Annotated in this window: 10 protein-coding genes; 2 read left to right on the top strand and 8 right to left on the bottom strand. The window is 37.3% G+C overall.

Annotated elements, in window-relative coordinates:
* Window positions 1–2,369, bottom strand: a 2,369-nt coding sequence (locus tag K5G00_RS20855; RefSeq protein WP_238768179.1) for a hypothetical protein, incomplete at its 3' end; no start/stop codon positions are given.
* Window positions 2,370–2,530: 161 nt separating this feature from the next.
* Here K5G00_RS20855 and K5G00_RS20850 point away from each other — a divergent pair.
* Window positions 2,531–4,573 carry a hypothetical protein gene (locus K5G00_RS20850; protein WP_238768178.1) on the top strand — a complete coding sequence of 681 codons (2,043 nt, stop codon included), beginning with the start codon at window positions 2,531–2,533 and terminating at the stop codon, window positions 4,571–4,573.
* 401 nt (window positions 4,574–4,974) lie between these two features.
* Here the strand turns inward: K5G00_RS20850 and K5G00_RS20845 are convergent, their stop codons facing one another.
* From K5G00_RS20845 to K5G00_RS20815, 7 genes are all read right to left on the bottom strand, one after another.
* The gene (locus K5G00_RS20845; protein WP_238768177.1) at window positions 4,975–5,394 is read right to left on the bottom strand and encodes a hypothetical protein; all 420 of its coding nucleotides are present in this window, start codon (window positions 5,392–5,394) and stop codon (window positions 4,975–4,977) included.
* Window positions 5,395–5,475: 81 nt separating this feature from the next.
* Window positions 5,476–8,133, bottom strand: coding sequence for a carboxypeptidase-like regulatory domain-containing protein (locus K5G00_RS20840; protein WP_238768176.1), 2,658 nt, complete (start codon window positions 8,131–8,133; stop codon window positions 5,476–5,478).
* 360 nt (window positions 8,134–8,493) lie between these two features.
* Complete coding sequence (locus K5G00_RS20835) at window positions 8,494–9,081, bottom strand: DUF4386 domain-containing protein (RefSeq protein WP_238768175.1); 588 nt, start codon at window positions 9,079–9,081, stop codon at window positions 8,494–8,496.
* Window positions 9,082–9,188: 107 nt separating this feature from the next.
* The gene (locus K5G00_RS20830; RefSeq protein ID WP_238768174.1) at window positions 9,189–10,175 is read right to left on the bottom strand and encodes an NAD(P)-dependent alcohol dehydrogenase; all 987 of its coding nucleotides are present in this window, start codon (window positions 10,173–10,175) and stop codon (window positions 9,189–9,191) included.
* The gene (locus K5G00_RS20825) at window positions 10,172–10,369 is read right to left on the bottom strand and encodes a hypothetical protein (protein ID WP_238768173.1); all 198 of its coding nucleotides are present in this window, start codon (window positions 10,367–10,369) and stop codon (window positions 10,172–10,174) included. Before K5G00_RS20825 ends, K5G00_RS20830 begins: the two co-directional genes overlap by 4 nt.
* A gap of 127 nt (window positions 10,370–10,496) precedes the next feature.
* Window positions 10,497–11,678 carry a serine hydrolase domain-containing protein gene (locus tag K5G00_RS20820; RefSeq protein WP_238768172.1) on the bottom strand — a complete coding sequence of 394 codons (1,182 nt, stop codon included), beginning with the start codon at window positions 11,676–11,678 and terminating at the stop codon, window positions 10,497–10,499.
* A gap of 30 nt (window positions 11,679–11,708) precedes the next feature.
* Window positions 11,709–13,421 (bottom strand): acyltransferase family protein, encoded by a 1,713-nt coding sequence (locus K5G00_RS20815; RefSeq protein ID WP_238768171.1) that lies wholly within the window; start codon window positions 13,419–13,421, stop codon window positions 11,709–11,711.
* A 327-nt stretch (window positions 13,422–13,748) separates the two neighbouring features.
* Between K5G00_RS20815 and K5G00_RS20810 the strand changes: the two genes are divergently transcribed.
* A complete protein-coding gene (locus tag K5G00_RS20810) occupies window positions 13,749–16,364 on the top strand; it encodes a helix-turn-helix domain-containing protein (protein ID WP_238768170.1) in 2,616 nt (871 codons plus the stop codon).
* Window positions 16,365–16,368 lie beyond the last annotated feature (4 nt).

The following is a 16,368-nucleotide window of genomic DNA, read 5'->3' as shown; positions in this document are numbered from 1 at the left end:
CGCCATCTCCAGATTAACAAACTTAAAATAAGTAGTGTAAGAAATATGAGCAGAACTATAACAATTATTTTGAGTTGCGATTTGTTGAGTTGTTTAGAGGGTGCATGTAAACTTTTTTTCGCTATGTCTCTTGCAGTAACTGCATTCCCGGCAAAACCAATTCGAACCCCGTTTTTATCGTATAATATAAAATGTCTGCTATTGCTTTTAAAAATATCCCGGAGTTTTACATCTTCGTTTATTAAAAACAGCTGATGAGCAACCGGTTCGGCGCGTTTTTCATAATCCAGCCATTCCTGAATATTGGAGCCCTCCATCACCAAGACAAAATTGATTTCCGGGTTTTCTTTGGCTAAATCGTCCCAAAAATATCGTTCTGCTGCCCAATCGTTTGTGATGTAAAATATGCTTGGGTTTTTACCAAAAAAGTCACTCATATAAACGGGCTCGGCATTTTCATTAAAAAATTTATTGGCGGGAACAAAATTCTCATCTTCCCATTTTTGCTGATTATCAATTATTTCTTTTATTGAATTGATGAATTCTCTGTCGTTACAAACGCGGGTCATTAGATTAAGGTATTCATCGGCTTTTTGTTGCGTATAGCTTTCAAATTGATTTGGTTGGTTTGATATATCTGACTTTTCACGTAAAAGTAATTCAGTCAAAACTGAATACAACGCATGCCCTGCGAGAATACTTTTGGCCATTTCAACCTGATGCGGCAAATCATTATAAAATGCATATGGAGACATTATTAGCGATGCTGTAAAATCTGAAATTTGTGTATTGTTCACGTTCCTGTTCTTTTTGCTAAAAAAGTAGTTCAGATAACTGCCTGCCAGCTGCCGGGAGTGAATACCATATTCGTTATAAAAGCTATAAATATTTACGGTATCCAGAAAATTTTTCATTTTTAAAAAATCTTCCTCGCCAATTTCTTCGAAACCGAATCTTCCGCTGGGATAAATTGCATATGATTTTTTCATTGACACATAGAAAATCAGTAGATTTAATAAATACGCTTTTGTTTCGTTTTTTATGTAATCGAAAATGTGCTTTTCTATATTGTTTCTCTTTTCAGATAAAATGATGTAAAACGCTTTATTGAAATCTGCGTAGTTCATATCAGAATAGAAGTAATTAATGGTGCTCCAATCCAATCTCTGGTTAAAAATGTTATATTCTTTTCGCCAGTCGTGTAATAGTTTTGAAGCACCTGCAAAATCTTCGGAGAACGTAACTTCCCAGGGAAATGTTTCTCCCATGGCTTCAAAATGAATCCGGCTTCCGGGTTCGGCATAAAAAGCCATCATCGGTAATTCATCAACCAGATTTATGTTCCCAAATTGCAGGTAAACCAATTGAGGATGGTTGAGTTCAGTTTCAATCTGGAAGGAATTGTTTTCATCCAGGAAAACCGATTCTTCAAACAGTTGTGTTCCAGACGGGCTGCGTAAAACTGCCAACGTTATTTTTTTGTTCCTCAAATTTTCAATTTTTCCTGAAATGGTAAACCGGTTTTGAGGAATGGTTTTAGAAACCTTTAGGCTAATATCATTTTCAGTATATTTTAGGTCATACTTTTTGTTTTCAAACAAAACCGGGTATTTCAAAGAGTCAATTTCAACAGTGTTATATTTTTTTAAAAAACGTTTTTCAGCTTCGTAAATAATTTCTTTTGAATATAAACCGGGTTCTTTTTCCCATTTTTTTTGGGTGAGGTGAGCCCAGGGTTTTTCCAGAGACAAATGAATGTCAAAATTTTTGATGTTTAAGCTTCCCGAAAAAGACGCTTGTGGGATTTGAAAAATTTGTTGAATTTGGGAAGTGGTTGCCGGAATTATTTTCTTATTAAAATCAACAATGCGGTTATCGATTTTTCCCGGCGAGAGGCCTTTTTCTCTCAAAATTTTTCGCGCTTCCATTAATAATTCTTCCAGGTTGAGAAGCTCGATATTGCTTGTTTCAAAATCAAAACTGTATTCCAGAGTTAAGCGGCTGAGTAATGTTTCTGTAAAATCAGGTGAGGTATTGTCAGGGAAGGCTTCCTGAAAATACGGAAACCTGTAATCTTTTACTTCGGGTGTTGGCTGATCGGGTTTTTCAAGCGTGTTTTTTGTGATGTTCACTTTTAAAACTTCTTTGTTTTCAGGCCCGAATTTGTCGAATTTTAGCTCATAGGTTTTCTTTTTAATAAAACGGTGTTGCTTCTCATTATCGTCGGATAATATGTACGTTAATTCTGTAAACTCATAAATGGTTTGTTTCCCAAATTCAGGGATCAAGCGAATTGGTTCATTTTGTGCTATCCCATAAAAAGAAGAAAAAAGAATAATGAACATTGGAACTGCAAGTTTTGCTTTCATAACCGTTGATTTTGGTTGTTTCAAATTTGGCAGGAAAAAGCGAGAATAAAAAGACAGATTTATTTAACGGCGGGATTGATTTATTAAACGGTAAATTCAATGGAAAGAATTTGGGTTTGAATTGTTATCTTCGTTGAAACTGATGACTAAATCTCCTGAAAATGAATGTAAAAACACTCGTTGTTTATTTATTTGTTCTTTCCCTTTCTGTGTCTTGTTGTTTGAATTCGAACAACGTTATTTTGTTGCATGAAGATTTTTCTTCATTGCCGCACGGGCCTTTGGGAACGGATGTTGGGGCGCACACTGAATACCATTACATTGCAGAAGCACGCGCTCAAACCCGCTGGGCAATTTCTACATTTCGCTATAACCTGCCACCATCGTGGGAAATCCGTAAAAACGGCGATGGGCAAATGCTTTTCCAAAATGCAATAAACCCGGATAAACACTGGCACCCGATGGTAGTAACCGGTTCGGAGTTTTGGAATGATTATACTCTGGAAGTTGAATTTAAACCGGTTGAATTGAAAAGAAGAAACGGAGTGGTTTTTCGTTATCAAAACGACCGTTGTTACTATTTTGCAGGAGTTGAAAACCATTCAGCGAAAATTATAAAAGTGCAAAACGGTAAGGCATTTCAGGTTCCGGATGAAGTAGTGTTGGCAACGGCTGAATTTTATACCCTGGAAGACGGGACAATTCATTTGAAAATTGATCTGGATTCAGATAATATTAAGTGTTTTGTAAATGATAGTATCTCCTTATCGGTTAAAAATTCAAGCTTTGAAAAAGGAAAAGTAGGATTACTTTCCGATTCTCCGACGTCTTTTTATTCTGTAAAGATTTCTTCTTCAGAAGCAGACTTTCAAAAATATAAAAATGAAGAAAGTCGTTTTCAGCAAATTCAGGATTCGTTAATTGTTGAGAATCCAAAAATGAAAGTGTTCAAAAAGATTCAACTGGAAGATTTTGGAACAGGGAGAAATGTTCGTTTTGGGGATCTCAATGGCGACGGCAAAACGGATATTTTGCTCGGACAAATTGTAAATCATGGTCCGAAAGACCGAAACAGCGAGTTGAGTTGCCTCACCGCAGTTACACTGAATGGTGATTTATTGTGGCAAAAGGGAAGCCCGGATCCGTGGAAAACAAAACTAACCAGCGATGTGGCGTTTCAGATTCATGATGTAAATAATGATGGCAAAAACGAGGTGATTTATTGTATGAACCAGGAATTAGTTGTTGCAGAAGGTGCCACCGGGAAAGTGCTGCAAAAAATTTCAACGCCACTTTCACCTGGCGGAAAACCACTTCCTTCGGGTCACAATATTTTTCCCCGCATTTTGGGAGATTGCCTTTATTTTTGTGATTTGGAGGGGAATGGTTTTGATTCGAATATTATTTTAAAAGACCGTTACAATTATATTTGGGCGTACGATGCTAACCTGAAACAGTTGTGGCAAAATGAATGCCGTACCGGACATTATCCGTTTGCGTATGATACCGACAACGACGGGAAGGACGAAATTGTTAGCGGCTACACACTTTTTGATGAAAACGGAACAAAACTCTGGAGCCTGGATGATGTGTTAGAGGATCATGCCGACGGCGTGGCGATAGTTCAGTTAAAAGAAAGTGAGTCTCCTGTTTTTATTTGTGCGGCCAGCGACGAGGGAATTTTCTTTGCTGACACTGACGGAAATATTTTGAAACACCACTATTTTGGGCATATTCAAAATCCGGCAGTTGCTAATTTCCGAGACGATTTACCGGGACTGGAAACTGTTTCTGTCAATTTTTGGGGAAACCAGGGAATCATGAATCTTTTTAACTCATCAGGAGAGCTGTACCACACTTTTGAACCAACTCAGTATGGCAGTATGTGTCTTCCGTTAAACTGGACAGGAAAAACAGAAGAGTTTTATATTTTGAATGCAAACACTTCCGAGGGAGGAGCATGGGATGGTTACGGAAGGAAAGTACTGGAATTTCCAGACGACGGACATCCGGATATGAGCTACGCAGTAGTGGATATTACCGGCGATTGCCGCGATGAAATTGTCGTATGGAATCCAAATGAATTGTGGATATATACGCAGGAAGATAATCCGCTGAATAATGAGAATTTATACAAACCGGTGAGGAATCCGCTATATAACTATTCCAATTATCAGGCAACGGTTTCAATTGCTGAACAATAAAAGAAGTGTTTTGGCGATGTACAGAAAATTAGCTTTCAGGAATGGTGAAAAAGGAGGTTGATCCTTTCCCGGGTTAGCTTTTAAGCCATTTTTTACTATTGTGTTTGGATGTACATTCTTTAATATCAATTTATTACCCGTACTTTTTTCACCCCGGGTAAACTCGGTTGAATAACCTTCTCCGAGCTAACGATTTTGCTTTTTCCGGAGGAATGTCAACCCCCTGGGTTAGCGATGCTAAATGTTACAAAGCCTGGTTTCGTCTTTTCAGTGTTGATGTATATCTTGCTGCCCGGCTGGATGAATCTTACGGTTTTTATTTGCAGTCTTGGAAGAGACCCGCAACTTTTAATTTTTTGTATAAAATCAGGTTAACTTAGCGGAATTTTTTTTGATGCGGCTTAACTAACTTTGGCTTCTTCTTTGATACTTTTTAGCACATCTCCTGCCAGAATATAGCTTGATTGGTATCGTCTGGTTTTGAATATTCCCTGAGACATTCCTTTTAATTCAATGTGGATATCCTCAAGTGACCGGATGATGGTTGAACGGAACATTTTAGCACAATTTATGCAAGTTGTCTCTTTTAACTCGTAAGTTCTGTAAAAAGCCTGGTTAAGTGCTTCAATTGATTTTTGATACTCCTTATTTTGCAGGTAAGTTTCGGAAATAGAATATTCCTCATTTATAAACGCCAGGTGACTTTTACATCTTACCCCGTTTCTTTCACATCTTATCAATTCAAATTTGCTGTCAGAATTCTGACCATTTCCGTTTTTAACAGAATTTTTTTTAGCAGGGCTGCTTTTTTCCATTTTCATTGCTCCGGTTTTACACACAGCTAATTAAATAATATTTTTTCTAAAAAGCAATATATATAAATAGTTTATTGTCTTTATTTCTTAATTATTTTTTACAGTGTATTTTTTTGTGGTGTAAAAAGGTATTCCTGATTTACCGATACCTTCGATCTTTAACAGATATTCTCCGGGAACATCGGAGTTAAAATATTGAATTGTTGCATTTCCCAAAGCGGAGATGGAGATATTTGGATTCCAGTAAAGTGTTTTTCTCAAATCAATGGCTTCGTCCTTTTGTTTTTGATTTTTATAAACAGGAGAATAAAACTCTCTGACTTTTGTATAGCCCGGAATGTGGACGATATTTGGATCTACCTCGGGAGAAGAGGGGGTTTCGCTCAACTTAAATCCTTTCAGGGTTATTTCAATCAAACCTCCGGTTCCGTAAGGCGTATATTTTAATCCGGCAGCCGAAGATTTTGTAACTTTAATGGTTTCAATATCACTGGAGTTAAGGTAGTCCACATCTTCGTAGCTGAACCCTGCAACTCTGCCGTTAACCACAAAAACAGCTCCCTGCATGTTTTCCGGAAGAATAGAATTGTATCCGCGGAAAAGAATTTTTCCACCGGCTGCGGTATCAAAATGTCCGGCAACTTGTTTTATCAACTGTAAAATTCCTGTTTTTGGATTGTATCCAAAATTGATATGAATGTCTTTATCTTCCAATGTGTAGCTTTGATGTTCTTTTTCATAGGTTTCAACCGGAATAACGGTTGGTATTTTTGCCTTTACATCAACTTCCTCAACCCAAATATTTCTTTTCGTTGTGTCCGAAGCGTATAAACTACCGGGAGAATGATTTTGGTCAGGTGAAAGGTCTTCTTCGCCGGTAGTGAAACTATTTCCGGCGGAAGAATATAAACGATTTGAAATCCTGTTTAATTCCTTTAATTTTTCCACATTAACAAAGTCGTCGATCGTTACGAAAACGTTTTTTCTTCCCTGTGAATTGGTTGCCGTTAATACCAGTTTTGTATCATCCAGAATATCTGTAAATTCTGAATTGTTAAATTCAAAACGTCCCTGGTTATCCGTTTTTGTGGCGATTGCCGAAAATTTATTCATATTCATCAGGGTCACCTCGCCGTTTTTAACGGGCTTTCCTTTTCTGGTTGTTACAAGCCCCGATAAACCTACAGAATTATTGGGTTCGTGTTGACTGTTATCCAGTATATTTTCCCATGTAAACCTTCGCCATCCGTGGGTAAGCATCAGTAAATCGAGGAGTTTTTCAGAATATTTGTGTTCAGAAAAATATATTCCCAGGGCAGGAATTTCGCCTTTTAATTCGTTGCTTAAAAGTAAAGCGGTCATAATATTTTCAGCCCAGATTTCATCGCGCTTAGAGTTGATAGGAATAACACTTGCGGAGCAAACACCAGATAAGGGTTCCCCCATGGAATTTTTTAGACTGAGATTGATTTTTACTTTTTCTTTTCTGTCATAAATTTCTTTTAACGATTCGGCTTGGATTTCCGGCTTTTTATCCAGGTTTACAAATAGAAGCCGCTCTGCCTGAGGAATTCCGTTTTGATCAAGAACGGTAATTTTTCCTACTCCCAAAGGCATTTCTTTTACAGGAATTGAGAGGGTTTGTAAATCTTTAAGCGGTTTTGTTGTTTCAAACCAAATGCTGTCTTTCAAAAGCAGGAGTATGGAAATTAAGTCTGTTGATTCACAGGAATTTGACTCAACTTTCATTGAAATTCTTTCCGGATTGTTCTCCAGAATTTGCAAAAAATATCCTTTCTCTTTTGCTTCCGGGAGTTTGTAACTTTTATCGTAACCCCTTGGCTCCTGGATTTTAAAAAACAAGTTTATATTCTTTTTCGATTGAATGTTTACACTTCCCATTCCCAGCGCGGTTGTGGTAACTTCTGAAATTATTTCTCCTTCTGAATCCGTGAGGATCCCTTTAAAATCGAAAGGATTTCCAGCTACGTCAGTCGCTTCAAATGCTACAACTGAGTTAAAATCTTCGATAAGATCTCCTCCCTCAGGGAAAAACCGTATAGCAGGCGGAAGCGATTTTACAGGAACATGAACGGCGAGTTCACCCGTTAATCCTGGCTGCCCGATTTGTGCACAGATATGCACCGCTTTGCCTTCCAATTCCCCGGGAAGTATCATTTCAAAATTTACTACTCCGCTCTCGCCTGAGTTAATTGTTTTTTCATTTAAGATGTGTTCGTCCTGTTTTAGCTGAAGCTGAATTTTAACTCGTCCGAGCCTGAAACCATTATCTCCAAATACTTCCAGTTTTCCTTCAATTTTATTTCCTTCAGAATAAACGGAATCAGGTATTTGGATTTTGATATCAACAGTTTCTCTGGCCGGATTTTTAATTTTAATTTTTTTTACAAAAACATTCTCAACTGAATCTGTGGAACTGGGATTTGTTCCCGCAATTAAAAAATAGCTTCCGCCTGATAATGTGTCAGAAAGATTGAGCTGACCAAAGGAGGTGCCTTTTTCAACCCTAAACTTTCCTGTAACGATTGACTCTCTTTTGTTTTCTCTTTTATAAAGGCCAACATTCAGAAGATTTTCTGATAATGAAGGGACCAGAGAACCGGATTTAAAATTGTATGCTTTAAACCAAATGGTATCCCCCGGCTCAAATATGTCTCCATTTGTGTGCAAATACAATACGTCTTCATTGTACCCGGTTAAATAATTCTGAAGTTTTAAAAGCATGTTTTCAAGATTATTTTGGGGAAGGGAGTTGAAAGACATCGTCGTAAAAAAAAGAATAAATCCTATAATTGATAAGAAACTAATTGTGATCGATTTTTTGAGCAATTTTTTTGGTCTATACATTTTATAATCAAAGTTGTTTTATTTCAAAGTATGTCAATTTACTAAAAATGTTATTTGCTAATTGTCATTCTGAAATAAAATCTGTCTCAATATTTTATTGATATGTTTGTAGAATAAGATGAATTTTGACCATTTTAAGGCACAAAAAGTTCACAGTATTCCTCTTTTTATGTGCAGATTTTTGCCGCTGCCATATCCATCTGTTAACCGGAATTGAATCCGGTAGCGCTCTTATGGTTAAGTAACATGATACAATTGGTTTTTGGGTTTAAATCCTTTTGTAATCAGCCAAATACCCAGGAATATTTCGTTCAGGATAATTGGAAACGCCAAAATCATTCCCAAATTGGTTTGAATGCTGAAAGTATTAAGCACAACGATACCGGTTACTCCAATAAAACCCCAGATTGATATAAATCGGGGGAGGAGATGGTATTTATACAGCACCCAGTATAAGACGAGAGCGCCGCTGCAAAAAAACAGAGGTATTAATATTCCGGTAAAAATTATACGCAAATCACTGATGTTTGCACCAAAAGCCAGCGAAAGTGGAGCTGCTGCACAGGCCAGCGATTCCAGCAATCGTAATCCCAAATAAGATTTGGCAGCGCCGGGATGAATGGTTTTTAATACTGGAAACAGAAGCAATCCAACTCCGAGCACAGCTAATGCATTTACAATTTCCAGTGTAACTCCCGCGATCAGGACAATCGGGCTTGAATTTTCCGGCATCGTTTCAAGCAAACTGCCCCCAATCAGGCTGGCTGCCATTGCTGTCAGAAACAATGTTCCTGTGTATCGTGCTGTTTTTCTATATGGTTTCATCTTGTGGATTTTAGTTTTTTGGTCTCTTATTTTGGGTTGGTTTAACTGTAATTCCTTGAGAGGTGAAAGCAGGCAATCGGGCAAAGATTGTTGTTTTTATATCTAGGTTATTCGTTCTTGTCTGTTACATTCACAATTACATGTCCCTTTTTATGGCCGGCATCCACATATCGGTGTGCTTCGATAATCTGGTCAAACGTGTATTTTTTGTCAATTACCGTTTTAAGCTTACCTGTCTCAATAAGATTTTTCAGGATCTCCAGGTTTTCTGCGGTATAAGGAGCAGATCCTCCAATTACTTTTTTTGAACTTGTTAAGGACATTTTTAAACCTTTAATAATCCTTGGAAGCTCGAGATGTACAGCCGAAAGGTAAATACCTTTTTCTTTTAAAGCATTTATATGGCTTATTATCGGACCTTTGCCAACGGTGTCAAAAATCACATCGTAGTTATCGCCTTTTTTAGGTAGATCATCTTTGATATAGTCGATCACTTTGTCGGCTCCCAACGATTTCACCAAATCCAGATTTGAAGTACTGCAAACTCCGGTTACTTCGGCCTCCATTGATTTTGCAATTTGAACTGCAAATGTTCCGATCCCGCCGGAAGCTCCATGAATTAAAACCTTGCTTCCTTTTTGTATATCTCCTTTTTTCAGAAAATGTAAGGCGGCGAGTGCACAATGCGGAACTGCCGCCGCTTCTTCAAAAGTCATGTTCGACGGCTTAATTGTCATCACCGCCTTTTCTGACAAACAAATGTATTCTGCATAAGCACCAAAAGAGGCACCGGTTGATGCAAAAATCTGATCGCCTTGTTTAAACCGGCTAACATTTTCTCCAATCGATTCAATTTTTCCGGCCAGTTCAACACCAAGAATATTTTTTCGCGGGCCTTTAAATCCCATGGCCATTTTTACCGGGAAGTTAAAAACGGAGGGAAACACAGCACCTCGAATTCGTGTGTCGGCACCGTTTACTGTGGTTGCAAATATTTTTATAAGTACTTCATTTTTTTTAGGAACCGGCTTTTCTACTTCTGCCATTTGAAGAACTTCAGGCGCTCCGTATCTTGAACAAATTATTGCTTTCATGATTGATCTTTTTCAAAAAGTGAAATAACAGGAGCGATTATCAATCCGGCGCCCACTCCGATAATTATTGAGGCTACAAAAATTAATACGGAGGTTTGCAGATAAATTAAACCAACGCCTATTCCGATCATTGTGGTGCCGCCAATGGCCCAATTGCTTTTCTCTTCTTTTTTGTTTTTGGTTGAATTTTCCATGCTTATTGAATTTTAGTGGTAATAATTTACAAAATTTTGAAATAATAAGTTGATTTTCTTTGATTTATGAGTTCATTCCAACGTTTAAATAAAAGTAGTCTGACCGTTTTTTTTGACTTTTATATAATTAACTAATCGCCGGCAATATGTATTTTTTGAGAATTTTATGCTGCTTCACCTTCGATTGGTAATTTGCGCCGGTAAAGACAACAACAGAATTGGTTTCCGGCATTACAATAATTTTTTGTCCACCCCAGCCAAGTGCAAAATACATGCGTCCTGATGTTGAATTTTGTTTTGTCCACCAGGTATAAGCATATCCAACTTTTCCCAGGTCTTCGCCAGGGATGTTAATCCCCCGGTTATTATTAAACGGCATGCTGCTTTTTTCTACCCATCCTCCGGGAAGTATTCGTTTGCCATTCCAGACGCCTTCGTTTAAAAACAGGGCTCCGATTTTTATCATATCTCTGGGTGTAAGTTTTAAACCTCCCGCTGTACTTATTTCACCTGTCCTGTATTTCAACCACCAGTCAAATGATTCAATTCCCAGCGGTTCAAATAAGTACTTTGCGGAAAATTTATCGATATTCATTCCTGTGGCATTTTTAAGAATTTCGGCGAGTAGTTGCATATCACCTCCCGAATAAATAAAATGTGTTCCCGGTACGGCAACCAAAGGACGTTGTAAAACAAACTCAGTCGGGTTTTTATCCGAAAAATAGATTCCGATGGCGTCGTTTTGAACACTGCTCAAGGGAGAGCTCCATTCATCCCAGGCAAAGCCAGAGGTCATCGTTAGCAGATGTTCAATAGTAATATATTCTTTGCCATTGTCTTTATATTGCTGGTAGTCCGGCAGAAAATCAAATATGGATTGTTCAACGCTCTCAATAAAGCCTTGTTCTAATGCGATTCCAATACATATTGAAGCAAAGCTTTTACTGACGGATTGCAGTGCGTGTGGCATTTCACTGTTCCATGTAACCCATTTCCCTTTATGGCCTGGCGCGTCCCACTGGTAGGTGTGACCCTGAAAATATTCTTCAAGAACCAGTTTGTTGTTTTTGAATATCAAAATAGAATGAATTTCCTTGTATTTTCCTTTTTCAATGGCTTTTACAGCGTCAGCCAAATATCTGCTATCGATTTTAGCTTCCTCGGAAGTACCGATTTTTAGCCCGTCGTTTTTTAATTCCGGAACACGATAGAAATAATCAGCATTTCTGAATATGGTGTCACAGCTTACATCAGTTAACATAAAAAGGATGATTGCCAGTGCCGTTATTTTTATTGTCAGTAGTTTCATTTTGATTTGTTTTTATGGTTTCAGTTGTTACTATTTTAACATTTCAGCAATTACTGGACGGGTTGCTTTAAGTTTTTCATAATCAAGAGTTAATCCCAGCGGTTCGTACACTTTAGAGAAGTAGTCATAGATGGGTTTTACGGTTTCAAAGGGAACGGTGACTGATTCGGCGGCAGTTGAGCCGGCATTGTTTTTTATGGATTTGTCAACTCCGTTTGCCAGCAAAACTTCAATTACCTCAGTCCGGCAAAAAAACGTAGCAGTATGAAGTGCAGTTGAGCCATCGTTGTTGGTTTGATTTACATCGGCACCTGCTTTAATTAAAGCCAGTGCTGCTTCGGTTTGTCCAAAAACACAAGCTGTAATTAACGGACTTGAGCCTCCCGCTGCTTCCTTTTTATTTATGTCGGCGCCAGCTTTAATATGATAATTTACCATTTCCATATTCCCGGTAATTACAGCAGCATGTAAACTCATTTGTGGCTGATTCACAGGTTGCTGAACCCGGATTGGTTGCTCATTTGCTTTTTGAGGTTTGTTTTCTGTTCTTTGAAATGCTGTTCCGATAATAAAAACAACTGCCATTGTTGTAAACACAGTTTTTGCATTTATCGATTTTTGTCTGGTTTCACGCCAGGAATAAATTATCATATTTGAAAGCAGGAATGTAAAGCCGGAAAGCAGTACATATTTTATTCCGCCATGTACAGGAAGATGAATCATGGCCAAAGCAACCACTCCCAGAACAACCATATGAATGATATAAACTGCGTATGAATTTTTGCTGAGTTCATTCAAAACAGGGTTGGTTTTATTGAGGTTAAAACGAAAAGCATGAATTAAAATCTGGAGAAAACTCATCATGGCGAGAAGAGCCGATGCATAATAGACCAGTCTGTCGGCGAAATTTGAAATAAAAAAGTGATTCCTTCCCGGTTCAATTAAATTGTAAAACAGATTTATCGCAAAAAGAGTGAACACCCCCAATGAAATTGTTAAGGTTACATTTGAAGCAATATAAATTTTGTAGTTTGGTTTTGTTCCTTTAAAAGCATTGAGTTTGTAGCAAAGCGACCCTAAAAGAAACGACATAAAATAGACCAGCAAACGTTCGTTCTGAAAATCAAGTAGCGGAGAGTGGGTCCAGCCTTTTAATCCGGCCTCAGAAATTACCATACTGTAAATTACTCCCAAAATAAAAGTTAGAACAACAGCAGTTTTTAGCGAAACTTTAACTTTCAGAATTTTGGTTTTCGTTAAACCAAGATAAAATACCTGGAACATAAAAAGTACAGGAAGAAACCATAACCAGTTTTGCGTAGGGTTGTTGGCAAAAAAGGCCAGGTCGGTTCCGGTTCTCTCAAAGATGTGGAAATAGGAAAGCCATTCTTCCTGCGGCAATCCGCGTGCAAATAAAAATATGGCTTTGTAGGCAGGTATTAAAATAAAAACAGCAATAATCCAGGGGAGCATAATTCTTTTAAATTTTGATTTTATGAATTCCCATGGATTTTTGTTTTTTAATGAACCCGGAATAAAGTAACCCGAAATAAAGAACATCATAAACATAACAAAAAGGTCGAGGTACATTCGCACCAGTGCAATTGGATTCCATTTTGCCGGATCACTAACAATCCAGAACGCATCGAATCCTTGTTCGTAGGTCATTCCCGCGTGTAATATAACTACAAGGAGGATTAAGAAAGTTCTCAGATTGTCCAGAAAATAAACTCGTGTTTTCATTGTAATTGTTTTAATGTATTTTGCGATTTTTCGTTGATGTAAAGGTCCGGCAAATCGTGATGCAGGGTTAATCAATTAAAAGCCAAAGAATATGAAGTTTCAGCAGTGAATATAAATTATGGCGCAGAGATATAAATTATGATGCAATTGTCTTTAAATCTCGAATAGGCAGGCATCAAAATTAAATTTAAAAAGTATTAAAAAATGTGTTTGCAGAATTCCGGTAAATCGTTGAGTTTGAAATTTATTTGTGTCTTGAATTTTGAAATTTTGTTTTTACAATTATTTGTATCTTGGCATTAAATTCCAAAAAAATCGATTAATCAGGTGTCTGAAATCCGTTCCATAGACAAAGATTTTCTTCAAAAAATTACTGAAATTATAGAAGAGAATATTTCTGATGAACAGTTTGGTGTTTCCGAACTGGCAGAAGAAATTGGGATGAGTCGTTCGAATTTGCTGAGAAAGGTAAAAAAACTAACGGATTTATCAGTCAGTCAGTTCATCCGAAATGTGCGCCTGGAACATGCGAGGGAAATGATGCAGGATGGAACTTACAACGTATCACAGGTATCATACAAAGTGGGTTTTAGCAGCACTTCCTATTTTATCAAGTGTTTTCGTGAGTATTTTGGTTATCCCCCGGGAAAAATAGCAGAGGTGCAGGAATCTGAAAAAGTAACGGAAAATTTCAGTGTAAATTTACAATGCCATCAACTGGCAGCCATAATGTTTGCCGATATTGAAGGGTACACCTCAATGATGCAACAGGATGAAGGTAAAGCAATACAAATACGAAACAGGCATCGCGAAGTTTTTAATTCGGTTACCTCAAAGTACAACGGTAAAATTTTGCAGTATTATGGCGATGGGACACTGAGTACATTTAGCAGTGCAATAGACGCGGTACGGTGTGCCATTGAAATTCAATTAAATTTTTTGGAAGAACCCCAGGTCCCGGTCAGAATTGGTATCCACAGTGGAGATATTATTTTTTCAGACGATGGAATAATAGGAGACGGAGTTAATGTTGCTGCAAGAATTGAAGCGCTGGCTTATGCCAGAAGTGTTTTTATTTCTGAAAAAATTTATGATGAAATAAAAAATCAACCGGCCATTAAAACCTTGTCGCTGGGAGAATTTCAGTTAAAAAATGTTGGGAAGCCGGTAGAAATTTTTGTGGTTTCCAATCCGGGCTTAGCTGTTCCCGGCAGAAATGAAGTTCTGAAAAAGGATAAAATCAGTAAAAAAAGTACAGAGAGAAAAAATCCGGGAATGATTGTCGGTATTTATGTTGCAGCTTTACTTGTTGCTGTTTTATTATTTGTTTCTGTAAAATCAGTTTTTTTTAAAGAAAGGAATGCTGAAAAATCGATTGCTGTTTTGCCATTTAAAAACGATAGCAACGATTCTACCAATGTGTATTTCATAAATGGCTTGATGGAATCGACATTAAATAACTTGCAAAAGATTCAGGATTTGCGTGTTATTAGCAGGACTTCGGTGGAAAAATACAGGAATAGTCCAAAAACATCTCCGGAAATTGCCCATGAATTGGGTGTAAATTTCCTCGTTGAAGGGAGTGGGCAAAAAGTAGGAAATAAGATTTTGTTGAATATTCAGCTGATAGATGCAAAAAATGATAAACATTTGTGGGCAGAACAATACAACCGGGAGACTGGTGATATTTTTTCTTTGCAGGGTGAAGTGGCAAAAAATATTGCTGAGGAAATTGAAGTAATCGTTTCGCCGGAAGTTCAGGAAAGCATCAACAAAATACCAACAGATAATCTGGAAGCTTATGATATTTTTCTGAAAGGAACTGATATTTTGAATAAAGGATTACCCGAAAATGCAAGACAATCAATTCCATATTTAAGGAAAGCCATTGAAATGGATGGTGAATTTGCCCGTGCATATGCGGCATTGGCAATGGCTTATTACACTATAGACGAAAGCCGGGCAACCAGATTATTTACCGATTCAATAAATTATTATGCGGACAGGGCTATGTTTTACGATTCAAAGTTACCGCAAAGTTTAATCGCCAAAGGCTTGTTTTATATGAATAGTCAGGAGTATGAACTGGCGGTTCCCTACTTTGAAAAAGCGCTCGAGTATAATCCGAATTACGATCTGGTTTTTGTTTTCCTTCTCGACTTGTATGTCAATCATCTGCCAAATACAGAAAAATATCTTGAATATGCATTGCGGGGCCTAAAAATTGATATTTCTTCCTACGACTCAACCATCGGAAGCTTTAATTATCTGCACATTGCAAATGCATTTATTCAGGCAGGATTTCAGGAGGAAGCAGAAAAATATATCAATAAATCATTAGCGTATTATCCCGGTAATCTGTATTCTGCTTATACAAAAGCATATATTGTATTCGCCGGAAATAAAGACCTGATTCAAACCAGAGACCTTTTGCTGGAAACGTATAAAAGGGATACTTCCCGTCTTGATATTATGCAGGAAGTAGGCAAAATCTATTATTACCTTCAGGATTACGAAAACGCTTACAACTACTACAGGAAGTTTATTGATATCAGGAAGGCGTATAATTTGAATATTTATTACTCTGAAAATGCAAAAATAGGATACGTTTTTAATCAAATGGGTTTTGTTGAAGAGGGAGAAAAATTGTTGGAAGAATTTAAAATATATACAGAAAACGATAACTCAGTATATAAACACACGGGCTTGGCATTATATTATTCATACAAAAGTGAAAACGCCAAAGCAATTGAACAGTTGAAGTTGTTTTCTGAGGAAAGCAATTATTTTTATTGGGTAGTACTGTTTACCCCAATAGAACCGTTATTTGAGAATATCAATGATTTTCCGGAGTTTAAATCGGTAACAACAAAAATTGAAAATAATTTTTGGGAGTGGCATCAAAAAATTAAGGATTCACTTCAGAAAAAAGGCTTATTGTAAGAAT

The organism is Maribellus maritimus (genome assembly GCF_022267315.1).
GTDB classification, from domain to species: Bacteria; Bacteroidota; Bacteroidia; order Bacteroidales; family Prolixibacteraceae; genus Draconibacterium; species Draconibacterium maritimum.
Note: the sequence above shows the minus strand (reverse complement) of the source record. Positions and strands in the feature narration are given on the sequence as shown.